The following is a 24,662-nucleotide window of genomic DNA, read 5'->3' as shown; positions in this document are numbered from 1 at the left end:
AGTGGGCAAACGCCCACGCGGCTGCCATGCCTGCGTGCGCGCAGGCGTGGCAGCAAGCCGGAAGACCGAACAGCGATGACGCCAACGGCCGTCATGCCGGGCGCTCCGTCGTGGATGCCGGAGGCACGCCATCGCGGCGTGCGGCACGCCGTGCACGCCAATCGCGCACGCGCTCGCCGGCGCGTTCGATGTACAGATAGATCACCGGGGTGGTGTACAGCGTGACCAGCTGCGAGAGCAGCAGGCCGCCAACGATGGCGATGCCCAGCGGGCGGCGCAATTCCGAACCGATGCCGGTGCCCAGCGCCAGCGGCAGCGCGCCCAGCATCGCGGCGGCGGTGGTCATCATGATTGGGCGGAACCGCAGCAGGCAGGCGCGCCGAATCGCTTCGTGCGCGTTGACGCCGGTACGGCGGGCTTCGATCGCGAAGTCGATCATCATGATCGCGTTTTTCTTGACGATGCCGATCAGCAGCACGATGCCGACGATGCCGTCCACCGACAGGCTCAGCCCGCACACCATCAACGCCAGCAACGCACCGACACCGGCCGGCGGCAGCGTGGAGATGATCGTCAGCGGGTGGATGTAGCTCTCGTAGAGCACGCCCAGCACGATGTAGATCACCACGATGGAGGCCAGCAGCAACCACACGATGTCGGTCTGGCTGCCGGTGAATTCGGCGGCCTTGCCGACGAATTCGGCATGCACCTGGGTGGGAATCTTGAGGTCTGCGCGCGCCTGTTCGATCGCCGCCACGGCCTGCGAGAGCGAATGCCCGGGCGCCAGGTTGAAGGAGATGGTCACCGCCGGCAGCTGCTGCTGATGGCTGACCACCAACGGCGTGTTGGTGACCTTGGCCTCGGCCAGCGCGGCCAGCGGAATGATGCTGCCGGCGCCGACCACGATGCCGGTGTTCTGGTTGCCCACGCCGGTGGCGGTGGACGAGTTGGACGAGGTCACCTGGCCGAAGCTGGTGGCATTGGTGCCGGTCAGCGCGCCGCTGCCGTTGCTGGCCACGGCCAGCTGGTTCATCAACGCAGTGCTGCTGCGGAATTCCGGCGCCACTTCCAGCACCACGCGGTACTGATTGAGCTCGGTGAAGATGGTGGAGATCTGGCGCTGGCCGAAGGCGTCGTAGAGCGTGTCGTCGATGGTCTGCATCGGCACGCCCAGCATGCTGGCCTTGTCGCGGTCGATGCTGAGCTCCAGCGCGCGGCCCTGGTTGGCCAGGTTGTTGTCCACGTCGGCCAGCTCTGGCAGCTTGCGCATCGCCTCGGTCATGCGCGTGGCCCAGGATGCCAGCTCGGTGCTGTCCACGTCCGACATCGAATACTGGTATTCGGTGGCGGCCACGCGCGTGTCCAGGGTGACGTCCTGCACCGGCTTGAGGAACAGCGCCACACCGGGAATACCGGACACCGCTTTTTGCAGGCGCGCCACCACGGTTTCCAGATCGTCGCGGTCGCCGCGCGTCTTCAGCACGATCGACAGCTGGCCCTGGTTGAGCGTGGGGTTCATCGAACCTGCGCCGATAAAGGCGGCCACGCCGGTCACCGCCGGGTCCTTGCGCAGCGCGGCGGCAACCGCCTGGGTGCGCTGCTCCATCTGCGGGAAGGCCACGTTCTGATCGGCCTGCACCACGCCGGTGATCAGGCCGGTGTCCTGTTCGGGCAGCAGGCCCTTGGGGATGGCCACGTACAGCACCACGGTCAAGGCCACCGCGCCAATCGCCACGGCCAGGGTCAGCGGCTGGTGGTCGAGCACCCAGTCCAGCGAGCGCTCGTACACACCCACAGTGCGCGTCCACAGGTTGGTCTTGCCTTCAGCGGCCGCGCGCTCGTGCGCGTCTTCGCCTTCGGGCAACGCGTCGGGCTTGAGCAGGTAGGCGCACATCATCGGCGTCAGCGTCAGCGACACCAGCATCGAGATCACCACCGCAATCGACAGCACCCACGCAAACTCATGGAACAGCCGGCCGGTGACGCCGGGCATCAGCAGCAGCGGCAGGAACACCGCCACCAGCGAGACGGTCAGCGACAACACGGTGAAGCCGATCTGGCGCGCACCGATCTCTGCCGCCTCCGGCCCGCTCTTGCCTTGTTCGATGTAACGCACGATGTTTTCGATCATCACGATCGCATCGTCGACCACGAATCCGGTCGCCACCACCAGCGCCATCAGCGACAGGTTGTCCAGCGACATGCCCGCGAACGCCATCACCCCGAAGGTGCCGGCCAGCGACAACGGCACCGCCACCGAGGGAATGATGGTGGCCCACAGCCGGCGCAGGAACACGAAGATCACCGCCACCACCAGGAAGATGGTCAGCACCAGGGTGAACTTCACTTCGTGCACCGAGGCGCGGATGGTTTCGGTGCGGTCGGAGAACACATCCAGGTGCACGTCGGCCGGCAGCACGCCCTGCAGCTGCGGCAGGATGCTGCGGATCTGCTCCACCGTCTGCACGATGTTGGCACCGGGCTGGCGGCGGATTTCCAGCAGCACCGCCGGCTTGCCATCGGCCCAGGCGGCCAGCTGGTCGTTCTCTACGCCATCGACCACCTTGGCCACATCGGCCAGCCGCACCGGCGCGCCGCTGTTGTAGCTGATGATGGTTTCGCGGTACTGCGCCGCGTCGGTGAGCTGGTCGTTGGTGCCGATGCTGTAGGACTGGGTCTTGCCGTTGAGCGAGCCCTTCGGCGCGCTGACATTGGTCTGGGTCAGTGCGCTGCGCAGCGACTCCATGGTCAGGCCCATGTTCGACAACTGCGCCGGATTGACCTGGATGCGCACCGCAGGCCGCACGTTGCCGGCGATCGACACCAAGCCCACGCCCGGCACCTGCGACAGGCGCTGGGCCAGGATCGCATCGGCGTAGCGGTTGACCTCGCGCAGCGGCAACGTGTCGGAGGTGAGCTTGAGCGTGAGGATCGCCGCGTCCGCCGGGTTCACCCGGTTGTAGACCGGCTGGTAGGGCAACGACGAGGGCAGGGTGGCCTGGCGGATCGCTGCCTGCACGTCCTGCGCGGCGATATCGATGTTCCGGTCCATCGAGAACTGCAGAATGATCGTGGACAGCCCCGCCGACGAATCGGAGGTCATCATCTGCAGCCCGGAAATCTGCCCGAACTGCCGCTCCAGCGGCGTGGTCACCAGCGAGGCCATGGTGGTCGCGTTGGCACCGGGGTACTGGGTGGTGACGACCAGGCTGGGGGCATCGATTTCCGGCAACGCGGACACCGGCAATTGCCGGTAGCCCAGGATGCCCAGCAGCAGGATGCCCGCCATCAGCAGCGAGGTGGCGATCGGACGGCGGATGAAGATGGTTGAAAAGCCCACGGGGGGTGTCCTTGCTGAAGACGTCAATCGATGCCGGCGCGCAATGCGCCGACGCACACCGGCGACGGAAGTCCCGTCGCCGGTGGTCGCGGGTTAGCGCGGGCCGCCGCCGCGTCGGCCGCCGGCGCCGCCGCGTTCCTGCTTGTCCTGCACGGCCTTGAGCTCGGCCTCGGTGGGTTCGGGCGGGGTCTCGCCCGGCTTGAGCGCGCTGACCTTGCTGCCCGGCTTGAGCCGGAACTGGCCTTCGGTCACCACGCGTTCGCCGGGCTTGAGGCCCTTGGTGATCTGCACGTGGCTGTCGTCCACCTCCACGCCCTGCACCACGGTGCGCATCTGCGCGGTGCTGTCGCTGCCCACTACGTACACGTAATCGCCATCCGGGCCGCGCTGCACGGCCTGGGTCGGCACCACGGTGCCGCCGGAGATGGTGCGCAGCTGTAGCCGCACGTTGACGAACTGGCCCGGCCACAGCGCGTTGTCGGCATTGCCGAAGATCGCGCGCGCACCGAAGGTGCCGCTGTCGGCGGCGATGCGGTTGTCGATCACATCGAGCTTGCCGTCGGCACTGATCACATGCGCATCGCCACGGTCCAGCGCGGCCACCGGCAACGGGGTGGCGGCCTGGCCGCTGCGCACTGCCGGCAGCTCGCGCTCGGGCAGGCTGAAGGACACGTAGATCGGGCGGATCTGGGTCAGGGTGACGATGGTGGAAGTGGTGCTGACGATATTGCCCACGTCCACGCCGCGGATACCGGCAATGCCGTCGATCGGCGCGGTGACCCGGGTGAACTGCAACTGCACCTGCGCCGAGCGCATCTGTGCATCGTCGGCGGCCACGGCGGCCTCGTACTGCGCCACCTGGTTGCGCTGGGTGTCCAGGTCGGTGCGCGACACGTACTGCTTGTAGGCCGGGTCATTGGAGCGCTGGTAGTTCACCCGCGCGGTGGCCAGCAGCGCCTGGTTCTGGCGCTTGGCGGCCAGCGCCTGGTCGTAGCTGGCCTGCAGCGTGCGCGGGTCGATCTGCGCCAGCAGCGCGCCCTTCTTCACTTCCTGGCCTTCCTGGAAATTCAGGCTCATCAGCTGGCCGGACACCTGCGGGTTCACCGTCACCGTGTTGAGCGCGGTCACCGTTCCCAACGCGGTGGCGTACACCGGCACGTCCTGGGTGGCGGCGGGCACCACTGTCACCGGCACCGGGCCGCTGTTTTCGGTGCCATTGCCGTCCGGCGCCCCTGGCCGCTTGCCCTGCTGGCCCCCGCCCATCATGCGCATTGCAACGAACACAACGACGAGCACCGCCACGACCAGCAGTGAGATCTTCCAGAAACGCGACATTCGACAACTCCTGATGGCGGGCCGGGCGCGTGGGTGCGTCCGTGGGGCGGCTGAGCAAAGCATATCGTCGCGCCCGCAGGTTGGAACGTTACTGAAGTAACGGGCCACCCACCTGCGCGACAGGCCGATTCACTGGCGTGGTGCTGCGGCAACGCGCCACGGCCGCGGCGGTTGACCGTGGGGCTGAATCGCAGCCCACTGTGGCCCGGGCGCGGCGCCGGTGCACTACAGTGAGGCATCCCGATTGGAGAATGTTCAATGCGCCATCGCCTGCTCACCAGCGCCCTGCTGCTTGCCCTGCCCACGCTTGCCGCCGCCCAGGCCGCGCCCCGGCCCGAAGTCCAGGCGGCTGCGGCGCCCTTGCAGGCCAAGGTGGTGCAGTGGCGCCGCGACTTCCACCAGCACCCGGAGTTGTCCAACCGCGAGGAGCGCACCGCCGCCACCGTGGCCGCGCAGTTGCGCAAGCTGGGCCTGAAGCCGCGCACCGGCATCGCCCATCACGGCGTGGTGGCCATCATCAAGGGCGGCAAGCCCGGCCCGAAGATCGCCCTGCGCGCGGACATGGACGCGCTGCCGGTCACCGAACAGACCGGCCTGCCGTTCGCCTCCAAGGCCACCTCCCAGTACCGCGGCGAGACCGTGGGGGTGATGCACGCCTGCGGCCACGATGCCCACACCGCCATCCTGCTCGGCGTGGCCGAGGCCCTGGTGGGCATGCGCGAACAATTGCCGGGCGAGGTGATGCTGATCTTCCAGCCCTCCGAGGAAGGCGCGCCGGGCAATGAAGAAGGCGGCGCCTCGCTGATGCTCAAAGAAGGCCTGTTTGCCGACTTCAAGCCGCAGGCGGTGTTTGGCCTGCATGTGTTCTCCAGCGTGCAGGCCGGCAAGATCGCGGTGCGCGGCGGCCCGCTGATGGCGGCCTCGGACCGGTTTGCGATCAAGATGATCGGCCGCCAGACCCACGGCTCGGCACCGTGGAACGGCATCGACCCGATCGTGGCCAGCGCCGACATGATCGGCACCGCGCAGACCGTGGTCAGCCGCCGCGCCAATCTGTCCAAGCAGCCGGCGGTGGTCAGCTTCGGCGCGATCAAGGGCGGTATCCGCTACAACATCATCCCCGACGACGTGGAGATGGTGGGCACCATCCGCACCTTCGACGAAGGCATGCGCCAGCAGATCTTTGCCGACCTCAAGACCGTGGCCGAACACACCGCCGCCGCGCATGGCGCCAAGGTCGAGGCGCAGGTGCCCGACCAGGACGGCAACCCGGCCACCGTCAACGACCCGGCCCTGACGGCCAAGATGCTGCCCAGCCTGCAGGCCGTGGTGGGCGCGGACAACGTCTACGAGCCGCCGTTGCAGATGGGCGCGGAAGATTTCTCGTTCTACGCCCAGCAGGTACCGTCGATGTTCTTCTTCGTCGGCTCCACCGCCAAGGGCATCGACCCGGCCACCGCGCCCAGCAACCACTCGCCGCAGTTCCTGCTGGACGAATCGGCGCTGGATGTCGGCCTGCGTGCGCTGTTGCAGGTGTCGCTGGATTATCTGCAGCAGGGCTGAGGCTGGAGAAGCGGGAAGCGGGAATCGGCTGCGGTTGGGCGATTCCCGGTTTTCAGGGGACGTGCCGCTAGGCGACGGGCCGCGTGACGCGGCCCGATCGCCGCGGCGATCCAGGTGATTGCGCCCGCGTCGCCATACACCTCACGGCCAGCCCGGCCGCCCTAAAATGGCGGCATGAATACCCCAGAAGACTCTTCCCTCGGTCGCGAAGTCGCCTACCCGAGCGGCTACGACCCGTCACTGCTGTTTCCGATCCCGCGTGCAGCCGGGCGCGCGGCCATCGGCCTGCGCGGAGCGCTGCCATTTGTCGGCCGCGATCGCTGGCATGCCTACGAACTGAGCTGGCTGGATGCGCACGGCAAACCATGCGTGGCCACCGCCACCTTGCACGTGCCGTGCGAGTCGCCGGCGTTGATCGAATCCAAGTCGCTCAAGTTGTATCTGAACTCGCTCAACGCCACGCGCTTCAACAGCGCCGAAGCCGTACGTGCACGCATCGCCACTGATCTGTCCACACGCGCCGGCGCCGATGTATCGGTGGAATTCGGATTGCCGCCGATCGATGCGGTGGGCGAGGGCGAATCGATCGATGCGCTGGATATCGCCATCGACGATTACGGCCCGCCCAAGGCCGACTATCTGTCCACCCACGCAGGCAAGGTGGTGGAGGAAGTGCTGACCTCTGCATTACTCAAGTCCAACTGCCCGGTCACCGGGCAACCGGATTGGGCCAGCGTCACGCTGCGCTACCGCGGCGCGCCGATTGAGCGCGAAGGATTGCTACGTTATCTGGTCAGCTTCCGCGACCACGCCGATTTCCACGAACAATGCGTGGAGCGCATTTTTCAGGACCTGCTGGTGCGTTGCGCGCCGCAATGGTTGGTGGTGGAAGCACGCTATACCCGCCGTGGCGGACTCGACATCAATCCGGTGCGCACCTCGCCGCAGGTGCCCACGCCGCTATCGATCTTCCGCGATCTGCGCCAGTAAGGCGCACATTGTGGGTACTCGCGCCGGCTTCACGGCGGCGCGATCAGCACTTAACGGCGCTCCGCGCACCCTGCGCATCATCGTGATGGACAGGGAGCGCGGCAATGAATGTCGACAAGAAAGCAGATTTTTCCAATGTCACGTCCACGGTCGACAGCACCGCGGAGGTCGTGCCATCGCCGGATTTTTCCAATGTACGTTCCAGCGTGGAAAGCACCGCGCAAATCATCGGCGACGAGTCGGTGACCGTGCAGGCAGGCGACAGCCTGTCGGTGATCGCCAAGCGCCATTACGGCGACGGCAACTTGTGGCCACGCATCTTCGAAGCCAACCGCGACACGCTGAAAGATCCCGACACGATCTTTCCGGGCCAGGTGTTGCGCTTACCGCCGAAAGCGTAGCCACCACGCTACCTGCGCATTGCCGCGGCCTGTTGCACACACCCTTACCGTGACTCTTGGAGATCGATCCCATGCGTAGCAAATCTGCATCCAGCACCTTGGTCCTCGCACTTGCCGGCGTTCTGGCACTGTCCGGCTGTCGCAAGGAAGCCCATGACGATTCCAGCGTGTCGCAGGATCCAACCTCCGGCGCCGCAACCTCCGACATTCCAGGCCCCGCGAGCACACCGCCGGCCGGTGACCAGGCCGCGCAGGGCACTGCCACCGGCGCCGCCAGCACCGATACGGCCGCAGCCAGTGGCGCGGCGGTCACGGTGTCCAGCGTGGCAGTGGGGAACAAGGCGGGCGCCGACAAGAGCGTGACGCCGGCCACCACACTGGGCAACAAGGACACCATCATCGTTTCGGTGAAGACCGATGGCAGCGCCAGCAATGTGCCGGTCTCGGCCAAGCTGACCTTCCAGGACGGGCAGGTGGCGGGCGAGCAGAACGCGACACTGACCACCACCGGCGCCGAAACCACCAACCTGAGCTTCAGCAAGCCCGATGGCTGGCCGGCCGGTAGCTACACCGCGCAGGTCATGGTCGACGGCAAGCCGGCCGGCAGCCCGCAGACCTTCACCGTGAAATAAGCCGCAGCGTGCTGCGCGGCCAGTACGCGCGCAGGTGTCAATCAAGCTCACCCATGCTGCGACTCTCTCCCGCAGCGTGGGACCTGAGGCGCGATCGCAAGGTCGCGCCTTTTTTTGTGGCTGTGTGCGTCTGCGCGGCAGCGTTTGCATTTCGTTACACCTGCATCGATAGCGATTGGACGCGTGGCGGGATGAAGCATCCGCCTGTGGTCGCTTTACCCGGGCAAGGCCCAGACGCGACAATGCCGTGCTGATCCATCGCCGCGTCCACGCGCGTCGGCCGCTCGGCGTGCCACCAGCGACCACCGTCGCGCACGCCCACGGCCACCGCCGTGCGGACCGGTGCTCCTCCCGACCACAAGAGCTATCGCACCTCATGTCGAAGACACCGAAGATCATCTACACGCTCACCGACGAAGCACCCTTCCTGGCCACGCAGTCGCTGCTGCCGATCATCGATGCCTACACCGATACCGCCGGGATCGTGGTCGAGACCCGCGACATTTCGCTGGCCGGACGCATCCTGGCCCTGTTCCCGGAGCAACTGACCGACGCGCAGAAAATTGCCGACGATCTGGCCGAACTGGGCGCGCTGGCCACCACGCCCGAAGCCAACATCATCAAGTTGCCCAACATCAGCGCCTCGGTGCCGCAGCTCAAGGCCGCGATCAAGGAACTGCAGAGCCAGGGCTACGCGTTGCCGGCGTATCCGGATGAACCCAAGGATGCCGCCGAGCAGGACATCAAGACGCGCTACGACAAGGTCAAGGGCAGTGCGGTGAATCCGGTGCTGCGCGAAGGCAATTCCGATCGCCGCGCACCGCTGTCGGTGAAGAACTATGCACGCAAGCATCCGCACCGCATGGGCAAGTGGAGCAGCGAGTCCAAGTCGCATGTGGCGCACATGGACAACGGCGACTTCTTCGGCAGCGAACAGTCCACCACGCTGGCGCAGGCCGGCACGCTGAAGATTGAATTCGTCGGTGCCGACGGCAGCAGCAAGGTGCTCAAGGACGCCGTTGCAGTGAAGGCCGGCGAGATCGTCGATGCCGCCGTGCTGAGCAAGCGCGCACTGGCCAGTTTCATTGATGCGCAGATCGCCGACGCGAAGGCCAAAGACGTGCTGTTCTCGGTGCATCTGAAAGCCACCATGATGAAAGTTTCCGACCCGGTGCTGTTCGGCGTGGTCGTGGGTGAGTTCTACAAGAGTGCGTTGAGCAAGCATGCCGACGTGCTGAAGTCGGTTGGCTTCGACCCCAACAACGGCATCGGTGATCTGTACGCACGCATCGGCACGCTGCCAGATGACGTGCAGGCGCAGATCAAGGCCGACGTGCAGGCCGAGTACGCCCAGCGCCCGGGGTTGGCAATGGTCAACTCGGACAAGGGCATCACCAATCTGCATGTGCCCAGCGACGTGATCGTCGACGCCTCGATGCCGGCGATGATCCGCGACTCCGGCCAGATGTGGAATGCCGACGGCAAGCTGCAGGATACCAAGGCAGTGATCCCGGACCGTTGCTATGCCGGCGTGTATCAAGCGGTGATCGACGACTGCCGCACGCATGGCGCCTTCGACCCGGCCACGATGGGCTCGGTGCCCAACGTCGGCCTGATGGCGCAGAAGGCCGAAGAATACGGCTCGCACGACAAGACCTTCCAGATGGCCGCCGCTGGCACCGTCAAGGTCACCGATGGCAACGGCAGCACCGTGTTCGAGCACGCTGTGGAAGCCGGTGATTTGTGGCGCATGTGCCAGGTCAAGGACGCGCCGATCCAGGATTGGGTGAAGCTGGCGGTCGAGCGCGCCCGCCTGAGCGACACCCCGGCCGTGTTCTGGCTGGACAAGGCACGCGCGCACGACGCGCAGGTCATCGCCAAGGTCGAAACCTACTTGAAGGATCACGACACCAACGGCCTGGACATCCGCATCCTGCCGCCGGTGGAGGCCACCACCTTCTCGCTGGAGCGCATCCGCAAGGGCCAGGACACCATCTCGGTCACCGGCAACGTGCTGCGCGACTACCTCACCGACCTGTTCCCGATCATGGAGCTGGGCACCAGCGCCAAGATGCTCTCGATCGTGCCGCTGATGGCCGGTGGCGGGCTGTTCGAGACCGGCGCCGGTGGTTCGGCGCCCAAGCACGTACAGCAGTTCGTCGAAGAGAACTGCCTGCGCTGGGATTCGCTGGGTGAGTTCCTGGCCCTGGCTGCCTCGCTCGAGCACCTGGGCAACCGTTACGACAACCCGTCCGCCACCGTGCTGGCGAAAGCGCTGGACGTGGCCAACGGGCAGTTCCTGGACAACAACAAGTCGCCGGCGCGCAAGGTTGGCGAGCTCGACAACCGCGGCAGCCATTTCTATCTGGCGATGTACTGGGCACAGGCCCTGGCCGCACAGACCGAAGACACCGCGTTGCAGGCCAAGTTCGCGCCGCTCGCCAAGGCCTTGACCGAGAACGAAGCCACCATCGTGGCCGAGCTCAACGGCGCACAGGGCAAGCCGGTGGAGATCGGTGGCTACTACCATCCGGATCTGGCCAAGGTCAGCGAGGCGATGCGTCCGAGCAAGACCTTCAACGACGTGTTGGCCACGCTCAAGGCCTGATCCCGCGCACCGCCTGTCGGTACGTTGGTCAGTGCTACCTCCAAGGCCCGCCTCGCCAAGAGGCGGGCCTTGTCGTTTCAGCGAAATGGCGACAACGCCGTCATCGCCCGCACCAAGCGGCGCGCACGTCGCGCCATGCGGTGTTCGGCACGCTGCTGGCGCGCAGCGTCCGGCGCGACCAAAGCAGGTTGCGTTGTCTGCGCAGCTGCATCCAGCGCCGTGTCCGGCTCTGCCAATTGCTGTGCAAGCGTCAGGTCGGCAATGTGCCCGTGCTGGAACAGCAAGTCGGTAAAGATGCGCATGATCCTGCTCCCACTTGAGTGAAAGCCACAGTAGGTGCAGGCTGGCCGAGGCAAAAGCGAGACTTTTGCAAGTCGGCGTTGAATTTCATTCAAGGGTGAGCCATGTCGCGTCCGCCGCTTCACGCATTGCAGGGATTCGTCAGTGCCGTGCGTCTGGGCAATCTGTCGCGCGCGGCGGCGGCGATGCACCTCACCGTCAGCGCGCTCAGTCACCAGGTGCGTTCGCTCGAACAACGCTTGGGGTATCCATTGCTGCAACGGCACGCACGCGGCGTCAGTGCCACGCTGCAGGGGCAGCAGTTGCTCGATCGCATTGCACCGCATCTGGATGCCATCGCCGAAGCGTTCCAGCCGTTCGCTGCGCGCCGCGAAGACACGCTGACCCTGAGCATCACACCGTCGATGGCATCGGCCTGGCTGGTGCCGCGTCTGGGTGGCTTTCTGGCGCTGCATCCCACCGTCGAGATCAACCTGTTCTCCAGTGAGCGGCTGGTGGACTTCGAGCGCCAGCAGCAGGTGGATGCCGGCATGCGCATCGGTGCCGGGCACTGGCCGGGCTTGATCGCCGAGCCCTTGTTCGACGAGTGGCTGGTGCCCATGGCGAGCCCCGCGCTGATCGCGCGCATGGGCGGGGTCGATGCGCAGCCACTGCATCATTGGCCGCTGCTGGGCGACCCGGATGGCGACTGGCTGCGTTGGTTTGCAACCTTCGGTGGCGAAGCGCCGCGCCGCTATGCGGCGGTGCTGGACGAATCCGAAGCGCACCATCGTGCCGCGCTGGACGGTGTGGGTGTTGCACTGGGGCGGGTAACGCGCGCGCGGTTGTTGCTGGCGTCCGGCCAGCTGGTGGCGTTGTCTGCGCAACGGCTCAAGACCAGCTGGTCGCATTACCTGGTGTATCCAACGCGTTCGGCCTCGCATCGCGGTTTTCTCGCCTTCCGCGCGTGGCTGCAGGAGCAGGCGCGCGAGCATGCGGCGCACGCGCAGCAGGCAGCATCCGCCGTTTCCACGACACGCCGCCGCAAGCGCTGAGGACAGCCATGAACCAACTACCGTTACCACCGCAATCCGAGCGCCGCGCGCTGGCGATCGGTCGTGCTGTCTATGAGGCGTTTCAGGACTACCACGCGCAGTTTTCGCAGATCACCGCGCGTGCCAGGCAGCGCTTCGAAACGCGCGACTGGAGTGGCGCACGCGAAGATGCGGTGGCGCGGATTGCGCTCTACGATCAGTACATCAGCGAATGCATGTTGCGCCTGCGCGCCGTGTTGCTGGGGCAGGCGCACGATCGCGCGCTCTGGATGCGCGCCCGCACCCATTACGCGGAGCTGCTTACCCGCCTGATCGACCAGGAGTTGTACAAGACCTTCTACAACACGCTGACGCGGCGTTACTTCCGCACCCAGGGCGTGGATGCGCAGATCGAATTCATTGCGCTGGATATCGAGCCCACCGATGCCATCACCGTGCCGGTGGCGCGGCACACCTACGCAGTCTCGCCTGGCCGGTTGACCGAGATGCTGGTGCGTGTGCTCGGCGATTATCCATTTGAGGTGCCGTATGCGCACCGGACCCGCTGCGCGGCGGCAATCGCGGTGCGGCTGCTGGACGACCTTGCCCATTGGGGCGAGCACCCGGTGCGTAGCGTCGAATTGCTGGAAACGGTGTTCTATCGCGAACGTCGTGCGTATCTGGTGGGGCGGGTGTTCGGCGAACATCGCTTTTCGCCATGTGTGATTGCGCTGGTCAACGACGATGCCGGTCTACGCGCCGAAGCGGTGCTGACGCGCCGCAGCGATGTCGCGCAATTGTTCAGTAATTCCCGCAGCTATTTCCAGGCGGATCTGACCACCGTCGGCGATGCGGTCGTGTTTCTGCGCAGCCTGCTCACGCATAAGCCTATCGACGAGCTGTACACGATGCTGGGGCGTGCCAAGCAGGGCAAGACCGAGCGGTATCGCACGTTTTTCCGCCACTTCCAGGCCAATCCAGCCGAACAGCTGGTGCATGCCGACGGCACACCGGGGATGGTCATGGTGGTGTTCACGCTGCCCAGCTATCCGTTGGTGTTCAAGTTGATCCGCGACCGCTTTGCATACCCCAAGACCATGAGCCGCGCGCAGGTTGAAGGCAAATACGAGCTGGTGTTTCAGCTCGACCGCATTGGTCGCCTGCTGGATGCGCAGCCATACCGGTTTCTGCGGTTTCCCAAGGCGCGGTTCTCGCCTGCACTGCTGCAGGATCTGCAGAGCAGCTGTGCGATGAGCCTGAGCGAAGACGGCGACGATGTGCTGATCGCACTGTGCTACGTGCAGCGCCGCCTGCGCCCGCTCAATCTGTATCTGCGCGAGCAACTGCCCGCCGCCGCGCATGCCGCCGCGCTGGACTACGGGCAGGCGATCAAGGATATGGCGCGCAACAACATCTTCCCCGGCGACATGCTGCTGAAGAACTTCGGCATCACCCGGCACCAGCGCGCGGTGTTCTACGACTACGACGAGCTGTGCCTGATCACCGAATGCACCTTCCGCGATTGGCCCACGCCCACCAGTTATGAAGAGCAGATGGCAGCCGAGCCCTGGTTTCACGTCGGTCCGCGCGACGTGTTTCCCGAGCGCTTTGCGTTGTTCATGGGCCTGCCGTCCTCGCAGCTGGAAGCGGTCAAGCACATGCACCCCGAGCTGTTCGACCCGCAGTGGTGGCGCGACCTGCAGGCACGCCTGCGCGAAGACGATTACCCGGACACGCCGCCGTATGCGGACGCCCAAAAGCTGGCGTGACGATTCCGTTTGCCGCCTGCTGCTGGTAAAAGGACGTTCCAAGACGAATGGAGTGTGGTCATGCAGTGGATGCAACGGTTGGGGCTGGTAGCGATGTTGGGGATGCTGTCGATTGGCCAGGTAGCGGCGCGCACGAGCGAGGCGACAGAACAGGTCGAGGCCAGCATGAATGTTGCGGGCGAATTGACGCTGACGCCGGATGGCACGGTCACTGCGGTGACGTTGACCAATGAAGACAGCTTGCCGCCGGCCGTGCGCAGCCGGATCAGGCAGTCGATTGCGGGGTGGCGCTTCGATCCGGTCACCGACAGTGGCACCGCCTTGCCAACCACGCTGCCGATGCGTCTGCTGCTGGTCGCCAAGCCTGGCGAGAAGAATCAGTATCTGGTTTCGATCCGCAGCGCTCACTTCGGTGGAGAGGCCAGCGACGGCAGCAGCGTGCGTGCCAAGGACATGACACCACCCAGCTATCCCAAGGCGGCGTTTCAGGATGGCGCGACCGGGATCGTGTATCTGCTGCTGAAGATCGGCCGCGACGGCAAGGTGGCGGATCTTGTCGCAGAGCAGGTCAACCTCACCGTGTCGATTCCCGCGGCCAAGCGCGAGCGCGTGCGCAAGACGCTTGCCGACGCGTCAATCGCCAAGGCACGCACGTGGACTTTCGATCCGCCTAGCGATGGGCCCGAGCGCACGGCGCCCTACTGGACCATGCGCGTGCCGGTGAGCTTCGATATCACCGACTCGATACGCGATCTGAGAAAACGGCAGGCCAGCTGGCGGTCCTATCTGCCGGGCCCACGCCAAAGCGCGCCATGGAGCGATCAAGGCATGCTGGCGTCGGCCACTGACAGTCCGGATGCATTGCCCGACAGCGGGCTGTTCTCGGTACGTGGCGAAGGCGTGCGGCTGCTGACGCCGCTGCAAGGCGGCTGAGCAATCCAAGGCCGTGTCGCTGCGGCGTGGCGGCATGCGGGTCGACTGGATCGATGGTCACGCCAGGCGCCCAGGGCTCAAGAGATGGTGCCGCGCAGTGCTACCGATCAAGCCACGCAGAGCACGAGTTGAAAGTCGCGGTGGCCTCACGCCTGAGCCAATTAATTCGGCCCACAAAAAAAGCCCCGCAATGCGGGGCTTTTTCTTGTCGAGAATACCGGCCGACTCAGCGCTTCATTGAGCTGAAGAATTCGTCGTTGGACTTGGTGGTCTTCATCTTGTCCAACAGGAACTCCATCGCGGCGATTTCGTCCATCGGATGCAGCAGCTTGCGCAGGATCCAGATCTTCTGCAGCAGCTCCGGCTCGATCAACAGATCTTCGCGGCGCGTGCCCGAGCGGTTGATGTCGATCGCAGGATAGACGCGCTTTTCGGTGATACGGCGGTTCAAATGCACTTCGCTGTTGCCGGTGCCCTTGAACTCTTCGTAGATCACCTCGTCCATCTTGCTGCCGGTTTCCACCAGCGCCGTGGCAATGATGGTCAGCGAACCGCCTTCTTCCACGTTACGTGCCGCACCGAAGAAGCGCTTCGGGCGATGCAGTGCGTTGGCATCCACACCACCGGTGAGCACCTTGCCGGAGCTCGGCACCACGTTGTTGTAGGCGCGTGCCAGACGGGTGATGGAGTCCAGCAGGATCACCACGTCCTTCTTGTGCTCGACCAGGCGCTTGGCCCGTTCGATCACCATCTCGGCAACCTGCACGTGGCGCGCGGCCGGCTCGTCGAACGTGGAGGAGATGACCTCGCCGCGCACGGTGCGCTGCATTTCGGTCACTTCTTCCGGGCGCTCGTCGATGAGCAGCACGATCATGTGCACTTCGGGATGATTGGTGGTGATGGCCGTGGCCACCTGCTGCATCATCATCGTCTTACCGGCCTTGGGCGGGGAAACGATCAGCGCACGCTGACCCTTGCCCTGCGGTGCCATCAGATCGAGGATGCGGCCGGTGATGTCCTCGGTGGACCCATCGCCGCGTTCCAGGCGGAAACGCCGACGCGGGAACAGCGGGGTCAGGTTCTCGAACAGCACCTTGTTCTTGCTCGCTTCCAGCGGCTCACCATTAATGGTGTCCACGATCGACAGCGCGAAATAGCGTTCGCCGTCCTTGGGGAAGCGGATGCGGCCGGACAGATGGTCGCCGGTGCGCAGGTTGAAGCGGCGGATCTGGCTCGGCGAGATATACGTATCGTCCGGGCCGGCCAGATAGCTGGCCTCGGCGGCACGCAGGAAGCCGAAACCGTCGGGCAGGATCTCCAGCACGCCGTCGGCGGCAACGCCTTCGCCATGGCGGGTGAGCACCTTGAGCAGCGCAAAGATCACATCCTGCTTGCGTGCGCGGGCCACGCCTTCCTGGATGTTGAGCTGATCGGCGATATCCAGCAGCTTCTGCGCCGGCATCCGCTTGAGGTCGCTCAGCGAGTACGCCGGGAAGCCTTCCGGCACGGCCGGATGCGGACGCGCAATGAACGGCTCGTTGCTGCCATCGGACGAGGGCATGCCGCCTTCGCTCTCATTGCCGAAGCGGTCGCGGCCACGGTCGCGACGGTTGCGGAACCGGTCACGGCGGTTGCCCTGCTGGTTCTGGCCCTGGCCCTGATTCTGGCCTTGACCCTGCTGGCCTTGGCCTTGGCCCTGGTTCTGACCCTGGCCTTGCTGCTGGCGCTGCTGACCCTGACCCTGACCCTGGCTTTGCGCCTGGTTCTGGTTTTGCTGCTGCTGCGCCTGGTTGAAGCGCTGCTGCTGCGACTGGCCGCCCTCGCGGGACTCGCCGTGCTGCTCGCCAGCATGCCCAGCCTGGGCTGCGCCGCCATCGCCAGACGACTGCGCCGGCGCCGATTCGGCTGCCGGCGACGGGGTCTGCGCGGGGCGCGGAGCCTCGGGAGCGGGGCTGCTGGGCAAGGGAAGATTGGGTTGTTGCGACCCGGCGTCGTCATGGGCGACGGCGGTCTTGCTGACACGTGGCTTGCGCACACGCTTCTCGACGGGGGCGTCAACGCTCCCGGTATCGGAGGAAGGATTCTCGGACAAGTGCTTGATTCCTCGCTAAGAGTGCGAGCGCCCGGCTGGGGGGCGAACTGTGGTGATGGGAGTCTAGAAGAGGTTTCTAGAGGGGTACGGCGGCGCACGAACGTGTGCCGGATCAACTGACACTACCACCGCCGCGCAGAGCGGCGCAAGCGTCTGCCAAAGCAGGAGTTAACTGCCGGCAAAACGCAGGGCGCCCATGGCTGGACGCCCTGTCACTCAGGCGGCCGCGCCGCCCAGGGTCTTGTCGATCATCTGGGTCAGCTGGCCCTTGCCAACTGCCCCGATCTGGCTTGCCTGGACCTCACCGTCCTTGAACAGCAACAGCATCGGGATCGAGCGCACGTGGTACTTGATGGCCAAAGCGCGGTTCTGGTCCACGTTGACCTTGGCAACCTTGAGCTTGCCCTGGTATGTATCGGCCAGATCGTCCAGCACCGGGGCGATCATCTTGCACGGGCCGCACCATTCGGCCCAAAAATCCACCAGGACCGGTTCGCCGGATTGCAGTACAGCTGTATCGAAGTCGGCATCGCCGACATGTTGAACCTTGTCGCTCACGTTGGGTCTCCTGGAAACCAAAACGGCCTACCCGACCGGGCAGGCCGCCACATTGCGGTAAACTGGGGCATTGCGCGACTGAATCGAGTGTCAGTCCTGAAGCCGCGCTGTCCGCCACAAGAGCCGCAGTTTGCGACGCTGTCGGCATCGATGCAAGCCGCGCCCGGGCTGCCCAGGGCGCCTCACGAAGACGGAATAATGAGCGACAAACCGCTGACCGATTTGACTTTTTCCTCGTTCGACCTGCATCCGGCGCTGGTCGCCGGGCTGGAGAGCGCCGGGTTTACGCGCTGCACGCCGATCCAGGCGCTGACCCTGCCGGTCGCTCTGCCGGGCGGCGACGTCGCCGGCCAGGCCCAGACCGGCACCGGCAAAACGCTGGCGTTCCTGGTCGCGGTGATGAACCGCCTGCTGATCCGCCCGGCGCTGGCCGACCGCAAGCCGGAAGATCCGCGCGCCCTGATCCTGGCGCCCACCCGCGAGCTGGCCATCCAGATCCACAAGGACGCGGTCAAGTTCGGCGCCGACCTGGGCCTGCGCTTTGCGCTGGTCTACGGTGGCGTGGACTACGACAAGCAGCGCGAGCTGCTGCAGCAGGGCGTGGACGTGATCATCGCCACCCCGGGCCGGCTGATCGACTACGTCAAGCAGCACAAGGTGGTCTCGCTGCATGCCTGCGAGATCTGCGTGCTGGACGAAGCCGACCGCATGTTCGACCTGGGCTTCATCAAGGACATCCGCTTCCTGCTGCGGCGCATGCCCGAACGCGGCACCCGCCAGACGCTGTTGTTCTCGGCCACGCTCAGCCACCGCGTGCTGGAGTTGGCCTATGAGCACATGAACGAGCCGGAAAAGCTCGTCGTGGAGACCGAGACCATCACCGCCGCGCGGGTGCGTCAGCGCATCTATTTTCCCTCCGACGAAGAGAAGCAGACGCTGCTGCTGGGCCTGCTGTCGCGCAGCGAAGGCGCGCGCACCATGGTGTTCGTCAACACCAAGGCGTTCGTGGAGCGGGTGGCGCGCACCCTGGAGCGGCACGGCTACCGCGTGGGCGTGTTGTCCGGCGACGTGCCGCAGAAGAAGCGCGAGTCGTTGCTCAACCGCTTCCAAAAGGGCCAACTGGAAATCCTGGTGGCCACCGACGTGGCCGCGCGCGGCCTGCACATCGATGGCGTCAAGTACGTCTACAACTACGACCTGCCGTTCGACGCCGAAGACTACGTGCATCGCATCGGGCGCACCGCGCGCCTGGGCGAGGAGGGCGATGCGATCAGCTTCGCCTGCGAGCGTTATGCGATGAGCCTGCCGGACATCGAGGCCTACATCGAGCAGAAGATCCCGGTCGAGCCGGTGACTACCGAGCTGCTGACCCCGTTGCCGCGCACACCGCGCGCAACAGTGGAAGGTGAAGAGGTCGACGACGACGCTGGCGACAGCGTGGGCACGATCTTCCGCGAAGCACGCGAGCAGCGTGCGGCCGACGAAGCGCGTCGTGGCGGTGGCCGTAGCGGTCCCGGCGGCGCATCGCGTAGCGGCAGTGGCGGCGGTCGTCGCGACGGCGCCGGTGCCGATGGCAAGCCGCGCCCGCCGCGTCGCAAGCCGCGCGTGGAAGGCGAGGCCGATCCGGCCGCAGCGCCCAGCGAGACGCCAGTGGTTGTCGCTGCTGCCGCAGAAACTCCTGCCGTCACGGCGGCCGAAGGCGAGCGCGCACCGCGCAAGCGCCGTCGGCGTCGCAACGGCCGCCCGGTCGAAGGTGCCGAGCCGGTGGTGGCATCCACGCCCGTGCCGGCCCCCGCCGCGCCGCGCAAACCCACCCAGGTCGTGGCCAAGCCGGTACGTGCCGCAGCCAAGCCGTCGGGCAGCCCGTCGTTGCTGAGCCGCATCGGACGCAGGCTGCGTTCGTTGGTCTCCGGCAGCTGAGGTATTGCCGCATGGATCGCATCGCCGCACACCGGCGATGCGACGCAAGCGCTGGCGCTCCGGCATAATCGCTGGATGACCGTTCTGCGTTTCGACAACGTCAGCAAGCATTACGCCGGTGGCCACCAGGCGCTGACCGATGTCAGCTTCGAAGTGGCCGATGGCGAGATGCTGTTCGTGACCGGCCACTCTGGCGCCGGCAAAAGCACCTTGCTCAAATTGATCCACCTCAGCGAGCGGCCCAGCCAGGGCGCGGTGCTGCTGGGCGAACGCAACCTGCTCAAGGTGCGTGGCCGGCAGATTCCACTGCATCGCCGCCAGGTGGGCGCGGTGTATCAGGATCACCGCCTGCTCAACGATCGCAGCATTGCCGAAAACGTCGCCTTGCCGTTGATCCTGCGCGGCACCCGCCGTGCGGAAATCGGCAAGCGCGTGCGCTCGGCGCTGGAACGGATCGGCCTGGCCCATCGCGAGAAGGCGCTGCCTTCGCAGTTGTCGGCCGGCGAACAGCAACGCGTGGGCATTGCCCGTGCCATCGTCGGCGAACCGCGCCTGCTGGTGGCCGACGAACCCACCGGCAACCTGGATCCGGCACTGGCCGCGGAAATCATGCAGCTGTTTGCCGAGCTGCCGGCGCGCGGCACCAGCGTGCTGGTGGTCAGCCACGACCTGGCGCTGCTCAAGCAGATGCGCAAGCGCGTGCTGATCCTGGACCACGGCCGGCTAATCGATGACATCTCGCCGCAGGACCTGGCCGAATGAGCAAGCTCGCCAATACCGAATCGGTGGCCCCCTCGCGGTTCGGCGTGTGGATCGACCACCATCTGCACAGCATCGCCTTCAGCCTGGGCCGCGCCATGCGCAAGCCGTGGGCCACCTTGCTCACCATCGTGGTGATGGCGCTGGCGCTGGCATTGCCGCTGGGGCTGTCGATCGCGCTGGACAACGTCAAGCTGCTGGCTGGTAGCGTGCAGCAGTCGCGCGAAATCAATCTGTTCCTCAAGGTGGACGTGGCCGCCGATGCGGCCGAGCGCCTGGCCGGCGAGCTGCGCGCGCGTGCGGACATCGCCCAGGTGGCGGTGCGCACGCCCGCGCAAGGCCTGGCCGACCTGCGCGAGAACGCCAAGCTGGACGAAGCGATCGATGCGCTCGGCGACAACCCGCTGCCCACGCTGCTGATCGTCACCCCGGCCGATGCCACCGACGATGCGCAGCTGGCCGCCGCCTTGCAGGCTTTGCCGCAGACCGACCAGGTGCAACACGACGCGCTGTGGCGCAAGCGCCTGGATGGCTGGCTGCACTTCGGCGAACGGCTGGTGCAGGTGCTCTCGGCCCTGCTCGGCATTGGCGCGGTGCTGGTGGTCGGCAATACCGTGCGGCTGGATATCCAATCGCGGCGCGAAGAGATCGGCGTGCTGCAGCTGCTGGGTGCCAGTGATGGCTTCATCCGCCGCCCGTTCCTGTATCTGGGTGCGTGGTACGGGCTGGGCGCCGGCGCGGTCGCGCTTGCTCTGATCGCCGCTTCCGGGTTTGCATTGCGTACGCCGCTGGCCACGCTGGCCGACAGCTACGGCAGTTCCTTTACCCTGCACGGACTGGATCTGCTGCATTCTGCGATGGTGTTGGTGGGTACCCTGGTGCTGGGTTGGCTGGGTGCCTGGCTGGTCACCGGCCACTTCCTCCGTCAGACCCGCCCCACCGAGACCTGAGACCTGCCATGCATCCACCAGATCTCAAACACCTGATCAGCGACGCACCGCGTGTGATGGTGGTCGATGGGTCCAAGCTGGTACGCAAGCTGATTGCCGACGTGCTCAAGCGCGACTTGCCCAATGTGCAGGTGATCGGCTGCGCCAGCATCGCCGAGGCGCGCGACGCGTTGGAGGCCGGTGCGGTGGATCTGGTCACCACCTCGTTGTCGTTGCCCGATGGCGACGGCTTGACGCTGGCGCGCAGCGTGCGCGAAGCGGCCGGCCAGGCCTATGTGCCGGTGATCGTGGTCTCCGGCGATGCGCAGCAGCATCTGGTGGAGCGCCGCTTCACCGAGTACGTCACCGATTATTTCGACAAGGCGCTGGGCCACGAGGCGCTGGCGACCTTCATCCGCGGCTACGTGCAGCCCGAGCCGGTGGTGGGCGCCACCGTGCTGTACATCGAAGACAGCCGCGTGGTGGCCGAAGCGACCAAGCGCATGCTCGAGCGCCAGAGCCTCAAGGTGGTGCATGTGCTCACTGCCGAAGACGCGTTCGCGCTGCTCACCGCCGAATCGTTGGGCCGCACCGAGCGGCGCATCGACGTGGTGCTGACCGACGTCACCCTCAAGGGCGAGCTCAACGGGCGCGATGTGGTCGAGCGCATCCGCATCGATTTCGCCTACGGCAAGCGCCGCCTGCCGGTGCTGGTGATGACCGGCGACACCAACCCGCGCAACCAGTCCGAGCTGCTGCGGGCCGGCGCCAACGACCTGGTGCAAAAGCCCATCGAAGAACGCCTGCTGGTGACCAAGGTACTGTTCCAGCTGCGGCTGGCGCGCCTGGAGGATCAGGCCGTCACGCTATGACCGAAGGCGAGGGGCGTATCCAGCTGGAACCGTCATGGAAGGCGCGGGTGGGGGAGTGGTTGTTGCAGCCGCAGATGCAGGAGCTGTCCGCGTTCCTGCGCCAGCGCAAGGCCGCCAATGCGCGGGTGTTCCCGCCCGGCCCGCAGATCTTTGCCGCCTTCGATGCCACCCCGTTCGAGCAGGTCAAGGTGGTGGTGCTTGGCCAGGACCCGTACCACGGCGAAGGCCAGGCGCATGGGCTGTGCTTTTCGGTGCTGCCCGGGGTGCCGGTGCCGCCGTCGCTGCTGAACATCTACAAGGAAATCCAGGACGACCTGGGCATTCCGCGCCCCGACCATGGCTACCTGATGCCATGGGCGCGCCAGGGCGTGCTGCTGCTCAATGCGGTGCTGACGGTGGAGCAGGGCCGCGCCGGTGCGCACCAGAACAAGGGCTGGGAAGGCTTCACCGACCATGTGGTGGAAACCCTCAACCGCGAGCGCGAGGGCCTGGTGTTCCTGCTCTGGGGCAGCTACGCGCAGTCCAAGGGCAAAGTGATCGATCAGGCGCGCCACCGCGTGTTCAAGGCCCCGCATCCGTCGCCGTTGTCGGCCCACCGCGGCTTTCTGGGCTGCAAGCATTTCTCCAAGACCAACGACCATTTGCAGCGGCGCGGGCTGAGCCCGATCGACTGGTCGTTGCCGCCGCGCGCGGCGCTGGATCTTAGCCTCGCCGGCGGCTGAACGGGCTGGGCCGTTGCGCCTGGCAAGTAGGCGATTTGTCACGATCCGCGAGCGGTGACGGTGGTAGCGTAGTCACCTGAATCGAGGCGGCACGGATTGGAACAGCACCGGCGCCGGAAACCCGAACGTCCTATAAATGGAACGCTGGAACTTTTTCTGTACCCAGCAGTCCAATAGCTCGACTGCTAAGATGGTGCCCTATGAACCAGATCACCTCGACTGCCCTTGTGGCAAACAATCTCCCGATTCCCAGTGCGCTCGGTTCGCTGGACGCCTACATCGGTGCCGTGCACCAGATCCCGGTGCTGTCGGTCGATGAGGAACAGAATCTGGCCCGCCGCTTCCGCGACGAGCTGGATCTGGACGCAGCGCGCGAATTGGTTCACTCCCACCTGCGCTTCGTGGTGCACGTGGCCCGCGGTTACAACGGCTACGGCCTGCCGCTGGGCGACCTGATCCAGGAAGGCAATATCGGCCTGATGAAGGCGGTCAAGCGCTTCGACCCGGAAATGGGCGTGCGCCTGGTCAGCTTCGCCGTGCATTGGATCCGTGCCGAAATGCACGAGTTCATCTTGAAGAACTGGCGCATCGTCAAGGTCGCCACGACCAAGGCGCAGCGCAAGCTGTTCTTCAACCTGCGCAAGTCCAAGACGCGCCTGGGCTGGCTCAATGCCTCCGAAGTGACTGCGGTTGCCAAGGACTTGAACGTCTCCGAGCGCGAAGTGATGGAGATGGAGTCGCGCTTGTCCGGTCGCGATATCGGCTTCGACGCTTCGTCGGACGAAGACGATGACCACGGCCCGCCGTCGCCGGTGAGCTACCTTGTGGCCAACGAGGAAGACCCGTCGCAGGCCTATGAGCGGCACGACAGCGAAGACAATCAGCTGCAGTTGCTGCGCGAAGGCATGGCCGGTCTGGATACGCGCTCGCGCGACATCGTCAAGCGTCGCTGGCTGGATTCCGAATCCAAGGTGACATTGCAGGAGCTGGCCGACGAGTACGGCGTATCCGCCGAGCGTATTCGCCAGATCGAAGCGAACGCGCTGAAGAAGATGAAGGCGCTGTTCGTCGCCTGATCCGGTGCGACATTGCCAGTGATACAAAACGGCCCGGTCTTCCGGGCCGTTTTGCATTGTGAGCGTGGCGGGCAAGCGGTGCGTTTGTGTGCTGACGTCTCATCGGCCCAGCAACGCCATGCACGCAGCACGGCCGCAACGACAGCCGTTACGAATCGTCAGGTCACGTTGGAACAACGCCGGTTGCGCGCAGCGCTACTCCGGTAGCCGTGCCACCGGCAGATGCCAGCCGTAGCGGATCGCCATGAAGCGCAGGCCAAAGCACACGCCGGCACCGGCGGTCAGCGACCAGGATTGCGGCAGGCCGAGAACATGGCCGATCGCGACCAGGCCGCCGCCGGCCAGCGCCGCCACCGCATACAGTTCGGCCTGCAATACCACCGGGGTGCGCGCGACCAGCAGGTCGCGGGCGATGCCGCCGCCGATGCCGCTGAGCATGCCGAGCAGCGTCGCACTGAGTGGGCTGAGCTGATAATCCAGCGCCTTGCTGGTGCCGTAGACCGCAAACAGCGCCAGCCCTGCGGCGTCGAATAGCTGCACCGGGTTGCGCAAGCGCTCCACGGCGGTGTGCCAGTAGAAGCCGGCGATACCGGCCAGGCAGGCGGTGATCAGATAGTGCGGGTGCACCAGCGCTGCCGGCGGCGTGGCACCGATCAGCACATCGCGCACGATGCCGCCGGAAACCGCCGCTGCGCAGGACAGCACCAGCACGCCAAACAGGTCCAGGCGGTTGCGCACCGCCACGGTGGCGCCACTGAGCGCAAACACGAAGGTGCCGAGCAGATCCAGCAGGAACAAGGGAGTAGCCACGGCACAACGGTCGACAGCGGGCGGCACAGCATCGCGCACC

At 65.8% G+C, this 24,662-nt stretch carries 20 protein-coding genes; 14 read left to right on the top strand and 6 right to left on the bottom strand.

What is annotated here, in order from left to right; genetic code table 11:
• Positions 1–91 precede the first annotated feature (91 nt).
• Positions 92–3,340: an efflux RND transporter permease subunit gene (locus ACCQ09_RS19570; protein WP_040941945.1), complete on the bottom strand. Its 3,249-nt coding sequence runs from the start codon at positions 3,338–3,340 to the stop codon at positions 92–94.
• A gap of 93 nt (positions 3,341–3,433) precedes the next feature.
• Positions 3,434–4,675 (bottom strand): efflux RND transporter periplasmic adaptor subunit, encoded by a 1,242-nt coding sequence (locus ACCQ09_RS19565; protein WP_040941944.1) that lies wholly within the window; start codon positions 4,673–4,675, stop codon positions 3,434–3,436.
• Positions 4,676–4,933: 258 nt separating this feature from the next.
• On the opposite strand from ACCQ09_RS19565, the gene ACCQ09_RS19560 reads away from it, so the two are divergent.
• From ACCQ09_RS19560 to ACCQ09_RS19540, 5 genes are all read left to right on the top strand, one after another.
• The gene (locus tag ACCQ09_RS19560; RefSeq protein ID WP_040941943.1) at positions 4,934–6,238 is read left to right on the top strand and encodes a M20 family metallopeptidase; all 1,305 of its coding nucleotides are present in this window, start codon (positions 4,934–4,936) and stop codon (positions 6,236–6,238) included.
• A 174-nt stretch (positions 6,239–6,412) separates the two neighbouring features.
• Positions 6,413–7,228 carry an NADPH-dependent 7-cyano-7-deazaguanine reductase QueF gene (gene queF, locus ACCQ09_RS19555; RefSeq protein ID WP_040941942.1) on the top strand — a complete coding sequence of 272 codons (816 nt, stop codon included), beginning with the start codon at positions 6,413–6,415 and terminating at the stop codon, positions 7,226–7,228.
• A 104-nt stretch (positions 7,229–7,332) separates the two neighbouring features.
• Positions 7,333–7,629: a LysM peptidoglycan-binding domain-containing protein gene (locus ACCQ09_RS19550; protein WP_040941941.1), complete on the top strand. Its 297-nt coding sequence runs from the start codon at positions 7,333–7,335 to the stop codon at positions 7,627–7,629.
• A gap of 71 nt (positions 7,630–7,700) precedes the next feature.
• Positions 7,701–8,261, top strand: a complete 561-nt coding sequence (locus tag ACCQ09_RS19545; RefSeq protein ID WP_040942398.1) for a hypothetical protein — start codon at positions 7,701–7,703, stop codon at positions 8,259–8,261.
• 376 nt (positions 8,262–8,637) lie between these two features.
• Positions 8,638–10,869, top strand: a complete 2,232-nt coding sequence (locus tag ACCQ09_RS19540; protein ID WP_040941940.1) for an NADP-dependent isocitrate dehydrogenase — start codon at positions 8,638–8,640, stop codon at positions 10,867–10,869.
• A gap of 77 nt (positions 10,870–10,946) precedes the next feature.
• Here the strand turns inward: ACCQ09_RS19540 and ACCQ09_RS19535 are convergent, their stop codons facing one another.
• Positions 10,947–11,171, bottom strand: a complete 225-nt coding sequence (locus ACCQ09_RS19535) for a hypothetical protein (protein ID WP_016944235.1) — start codon at positions 11,169–11,171, stop codon at positions 10,947–10,949.
• Between the two features lie 102 nt (positions 11,172–11,273).
• On the opposite strand from ACCQ09_RS19535, the gene ACCQ09_RS19530 reads away from it, so the two are divergent.
• Genes ACCQ09_RS19530 through ACCQ09_RS19520 form a run of 3 tightly spaced genes read left to right on the top strand, consistent with a single transcriptional unit; the run spans position 11,274 to position 14,884 of the window.
• Entirely contained in the window at positions 11,274–12,203 is a 930-nt protein-coding gene (locus ACCQ09_RS19530; protein ID WP_040941939.1) for a LysR substrate-binding domain-containing protein, read from the top strand.
• A gap of 8 nt (positions 12,204–12,211) precedes the next feature.
• Complete coding sequence (gene aceK, locus ACCQ09_RS19525; protein ID WP_040941938.1) at positions 12,212–13,951, top strand: bifunctional isocitrate dehydrogenase kinase/phosphatase; 1,740 nt, start codon at positions 12,212–12,214, stop codon at positions 13,949–13,951.
• 60 nt (positions 13,952–14,011) lie between these two features.
• Positions 14,012–14,884 (top strand): energy transducer TonB, encoded by an 873-nt coding sequence (locus tag ACCQ09_RS19520; protein WP_016944236.1) that lies wholly within the window; start codon positions 14,012–14,014, stop codon positions 14,882–14,884.
• A 226-nt stretch (positions 14,885–15,110) separates the two neighbouring features.
• Here the strand turns inward: ACCQ09_RS19520 and rho are convergent, their stop codons facing one another.
• Together rho and trxA are read right to left on the bottom strand one after the other, a co-directional pair.
• On the bottom strand, positions 15,111–16,976 hold the full coding sequence (rho, locus tag ACCQ09_RS19515) for a transcription termination factor Rho (protein WP_162274438.1): 1,866 nt from the start codon (positions 16,974–16,976) through the stop codon (positions 15,111–15,113).
• 216 nt (positions 16,977–17,192) lie between these two features.
• Complete coding sequence (gene trxA, locus ACCQ09_RS19510; RefSeq protein WP_011038858.1) at positions 17,193–17,534, bottom strand: thioredoxin TrxA; 342 nt, start codon at positions 17,532–17,534, stop codon at positions 17,193–17,195.
• A gap of 198 nt (positions 17,535–17,732) precedes the next feature.
• On the opposite strand from trxA, the gene rhlB reads away from it, so the two are divergent.
• The 6 genes from rhlB to rpoH all read left to right on the top strand — a co-directional run bounded on the left by rhlB (position 17,733) and on the right by rpoH (position 23,812).
• Positions 17,733–19,454 carry an ATP-dependent RNA helicase RhlB gene (rhlB, locus tag ACCQ09_RS19505; RefSeq protein ID WP_011038857.1) on the top strand — a complete coding sequence of 574 codons (1,722 nt, stop codon included), beginning with the start codon at positions 17,733–17,735 and terminating at the stop codon, positions 19,452–19,454.
• Positions 19,455–19,529: 75 nt separating this feature from the next.
• Positions 19,530–20,216, top strand: a complete 687-nt coding sequence (ftsE, locus tag ACCQ09_RS19500) for a cell division ATP-binding protein FtsE (RefSeq protein WP_040941937.1) — start codon at positions 19,530–19,532, stop codon at positions 20,214–20,216.
• Positions 20,213–21,163 (top strand): permease-like cell division protein FtsX, encoded by a 951-nt coding sequence (gene ftsX / locus ACCQ09_RS19495; RefSeq protein WP_011038856.1) that lies wholly within the window; start codon positions 20,213–20,215, stop codon positions 21,161–21,163. Before ftsE ends, ftsX begins: the two co-directional genes overlap by 4 nt.
• A gap of 8 nt (positions 21,164–21,171) precedes the next feature.
• A complete protein-coding gene (locus ACCQ09_RS19490) occupies positions 21,172–22,014 on the top strand; it encodes a response regulator (protein ID WP_014506371.1) in 843 nt (280 codons plus the stop codon).
• A complete protein-coding gene (gene ung, locus ACCQ09_RS19485; protein ID WP_040941936.1) occupies positions 22,011–22,736 on the top strand; it encodes a uracil-DNA glycosylase in 726 nt (241 codons plus the stop codon). The genes ACCQ09_RS19490 and ung overlap by 4 nt, the downstream gene beginning before the upstream one ends.
• Before the next feature lie 200 nt (positions 22,737–22,936).
• The gene (rpoH, locus tag ACCQ09_RS19480) at positions 22,937–23,812 is read left to right on the top strand and encodes an RNA polymerase sigma factor RpoH (RefSeq protein ID WP_011038853.1); all 876 of its coding nucleotides are present in this window, start codon (positions 22,937–22,939) and stop codon (positions 23,810–23,812) included.
• Positions 23,813–24,007: 195 nt separating this feature from the next.
• Here the strand turns inward: rpoH and ACCQ09_RS19475 are convergent, their stop codons facing one another.
• Positions 24,008–24,622, bottom strand: a complete 615-nt coding sequence (locus ACCQ09_RS19475; RefSeq protein ID WP_040942397.1) for a trimeric intracellular cation channel family protein — start codon at positions 24,620–24,622, stop codon at positions 24,008–24,010.
• Positions 24,623–24,662: the final 40 nt, after the last annotated feature.

This window comes from Xanthomonas sp. NCPPB 2586, from assembly GCF_041475775.2.
In the GTDB taxonomy this organism is placed as follows: Bacteria; Pseudomonadota; Gammaproteobacteria; order Xanthomonadales; family Xanthomonadaceae; genus Xanthomonas; species Xanthomonas campestris.
Note: the sequence above shows the minus strand (reverse complement) of the source record. Positions and strands in the feature narration are given on the sequence as shown.

Bases quoted from the DNA above. Each gene is read 5' to 3' on its own strand.
- ACCQ09_RS19565 (WP_040941944.1), bottom strand. From the start codon at position 4,675: ATGTCGCGTTTCTGGAAGATCTCACTGCTGGTCGTGGCGGTGCTCGTC.
- ACCQ09_RS19560 (WP_040941943.1), top strand. From the start codon at position 4,934: ATGCGCCATCGCCTGCTCACCAGCGCCCTGCTGCTTGCCCTGCCCACG.
- queF (WP_040941942.1), top strand. From the start codon at position 6,413: ATGAATACCCCAGAAGACTCTTCCCTCGGTCGCGAAGTCGCCTACCCG.
- ACCQ09_RS19550 (WP_040941941.1), top strand. From the start codon at position 7,333: ATGAATGTCGACAAGAAAGCAGATTTTTCCAATGTCACGTCCACGGTC.
- ACCQ09_RS19545 (WP_040942398.1), top strand. From the start codon at position 7,701: ATGCGTAGCAAATCTGCATCCAGCACCTTGGTCCTCGCACTTGCCGGC.
- ACCQ09_RS19540 (WP_040941940.1), top strand. From the start codon at position 8,638: ATGTCGAAGACACCGAAGATCATCTACACGCTCACCGACGAAGCACCC.
- ACCQ09_RS19535 (WP_016944235.1), bottom strand. From the start codon at position 11,171: ATGCGCATCTTTACCGACTTGCTGTTCCAGCACGGGCACATTGCCGAC.
- ACCQ09_RS19530 (WP_040941939.1), top strand. From the start codon at position 11,274: ATGTCGCGTCCGCCGCTTCACGCATTGCAGGGATTCGTCAGTGCCGTG.
- aceK (WP_040941938.1), top strand. From the start codon at position 12,212: ATGAACCAACTACCGTTACCACCGCAATCCGAGCGCCGCGCGCTGGCG.
- ACCQ09_RS19520 (WP_016944236.1), top strand. From the start codon at position 14,012: ATGCAGTGGATGCAACGGTTGGGGCTGGTAGCGATGTTGGGGATGCTG.
- rhlB (WP_011038857.1), top strand. From the start codon at position 17,733: ATGAGCGACAAACCGCTGACCGATTTGACTTTTTCCTCGTTCGACCTG.
- ftsE (WP_040941937.1), top strand. From the start codon at position 19,530: ATGACCGTTCTGCGTTTCGACAACGTCAGCAAGCATTACGCCGGTGGC.
- ftsX (WP_011038856.1), top strand. From the start codon at position 20,213: ATGAGCAAGCTCGCCAATACCGAATCGGTGGCCCCCTCGCGGTTCGGC.
- ACCQ09_RS19490 (WP_014506371.1), top strand. From the start codon at position 21,172: ATGCATCCACCAGATCTCAAACACCTGATCAGCGACGCACCGCGTGTG.
- ung (WP_040941936.1), top strand. From the start codon at position 22,011: ATGACCGAAGGCGAGGGGCGTATCCAGCTGGAACCGTCATGGAAGGCG.
- rpoH (WP_011038853.1), top strand. From the start codon at position 22,937: ATGAACCAGATCACCTCGACTGCCCTTGTGGCAAACAATCTCCCGATT.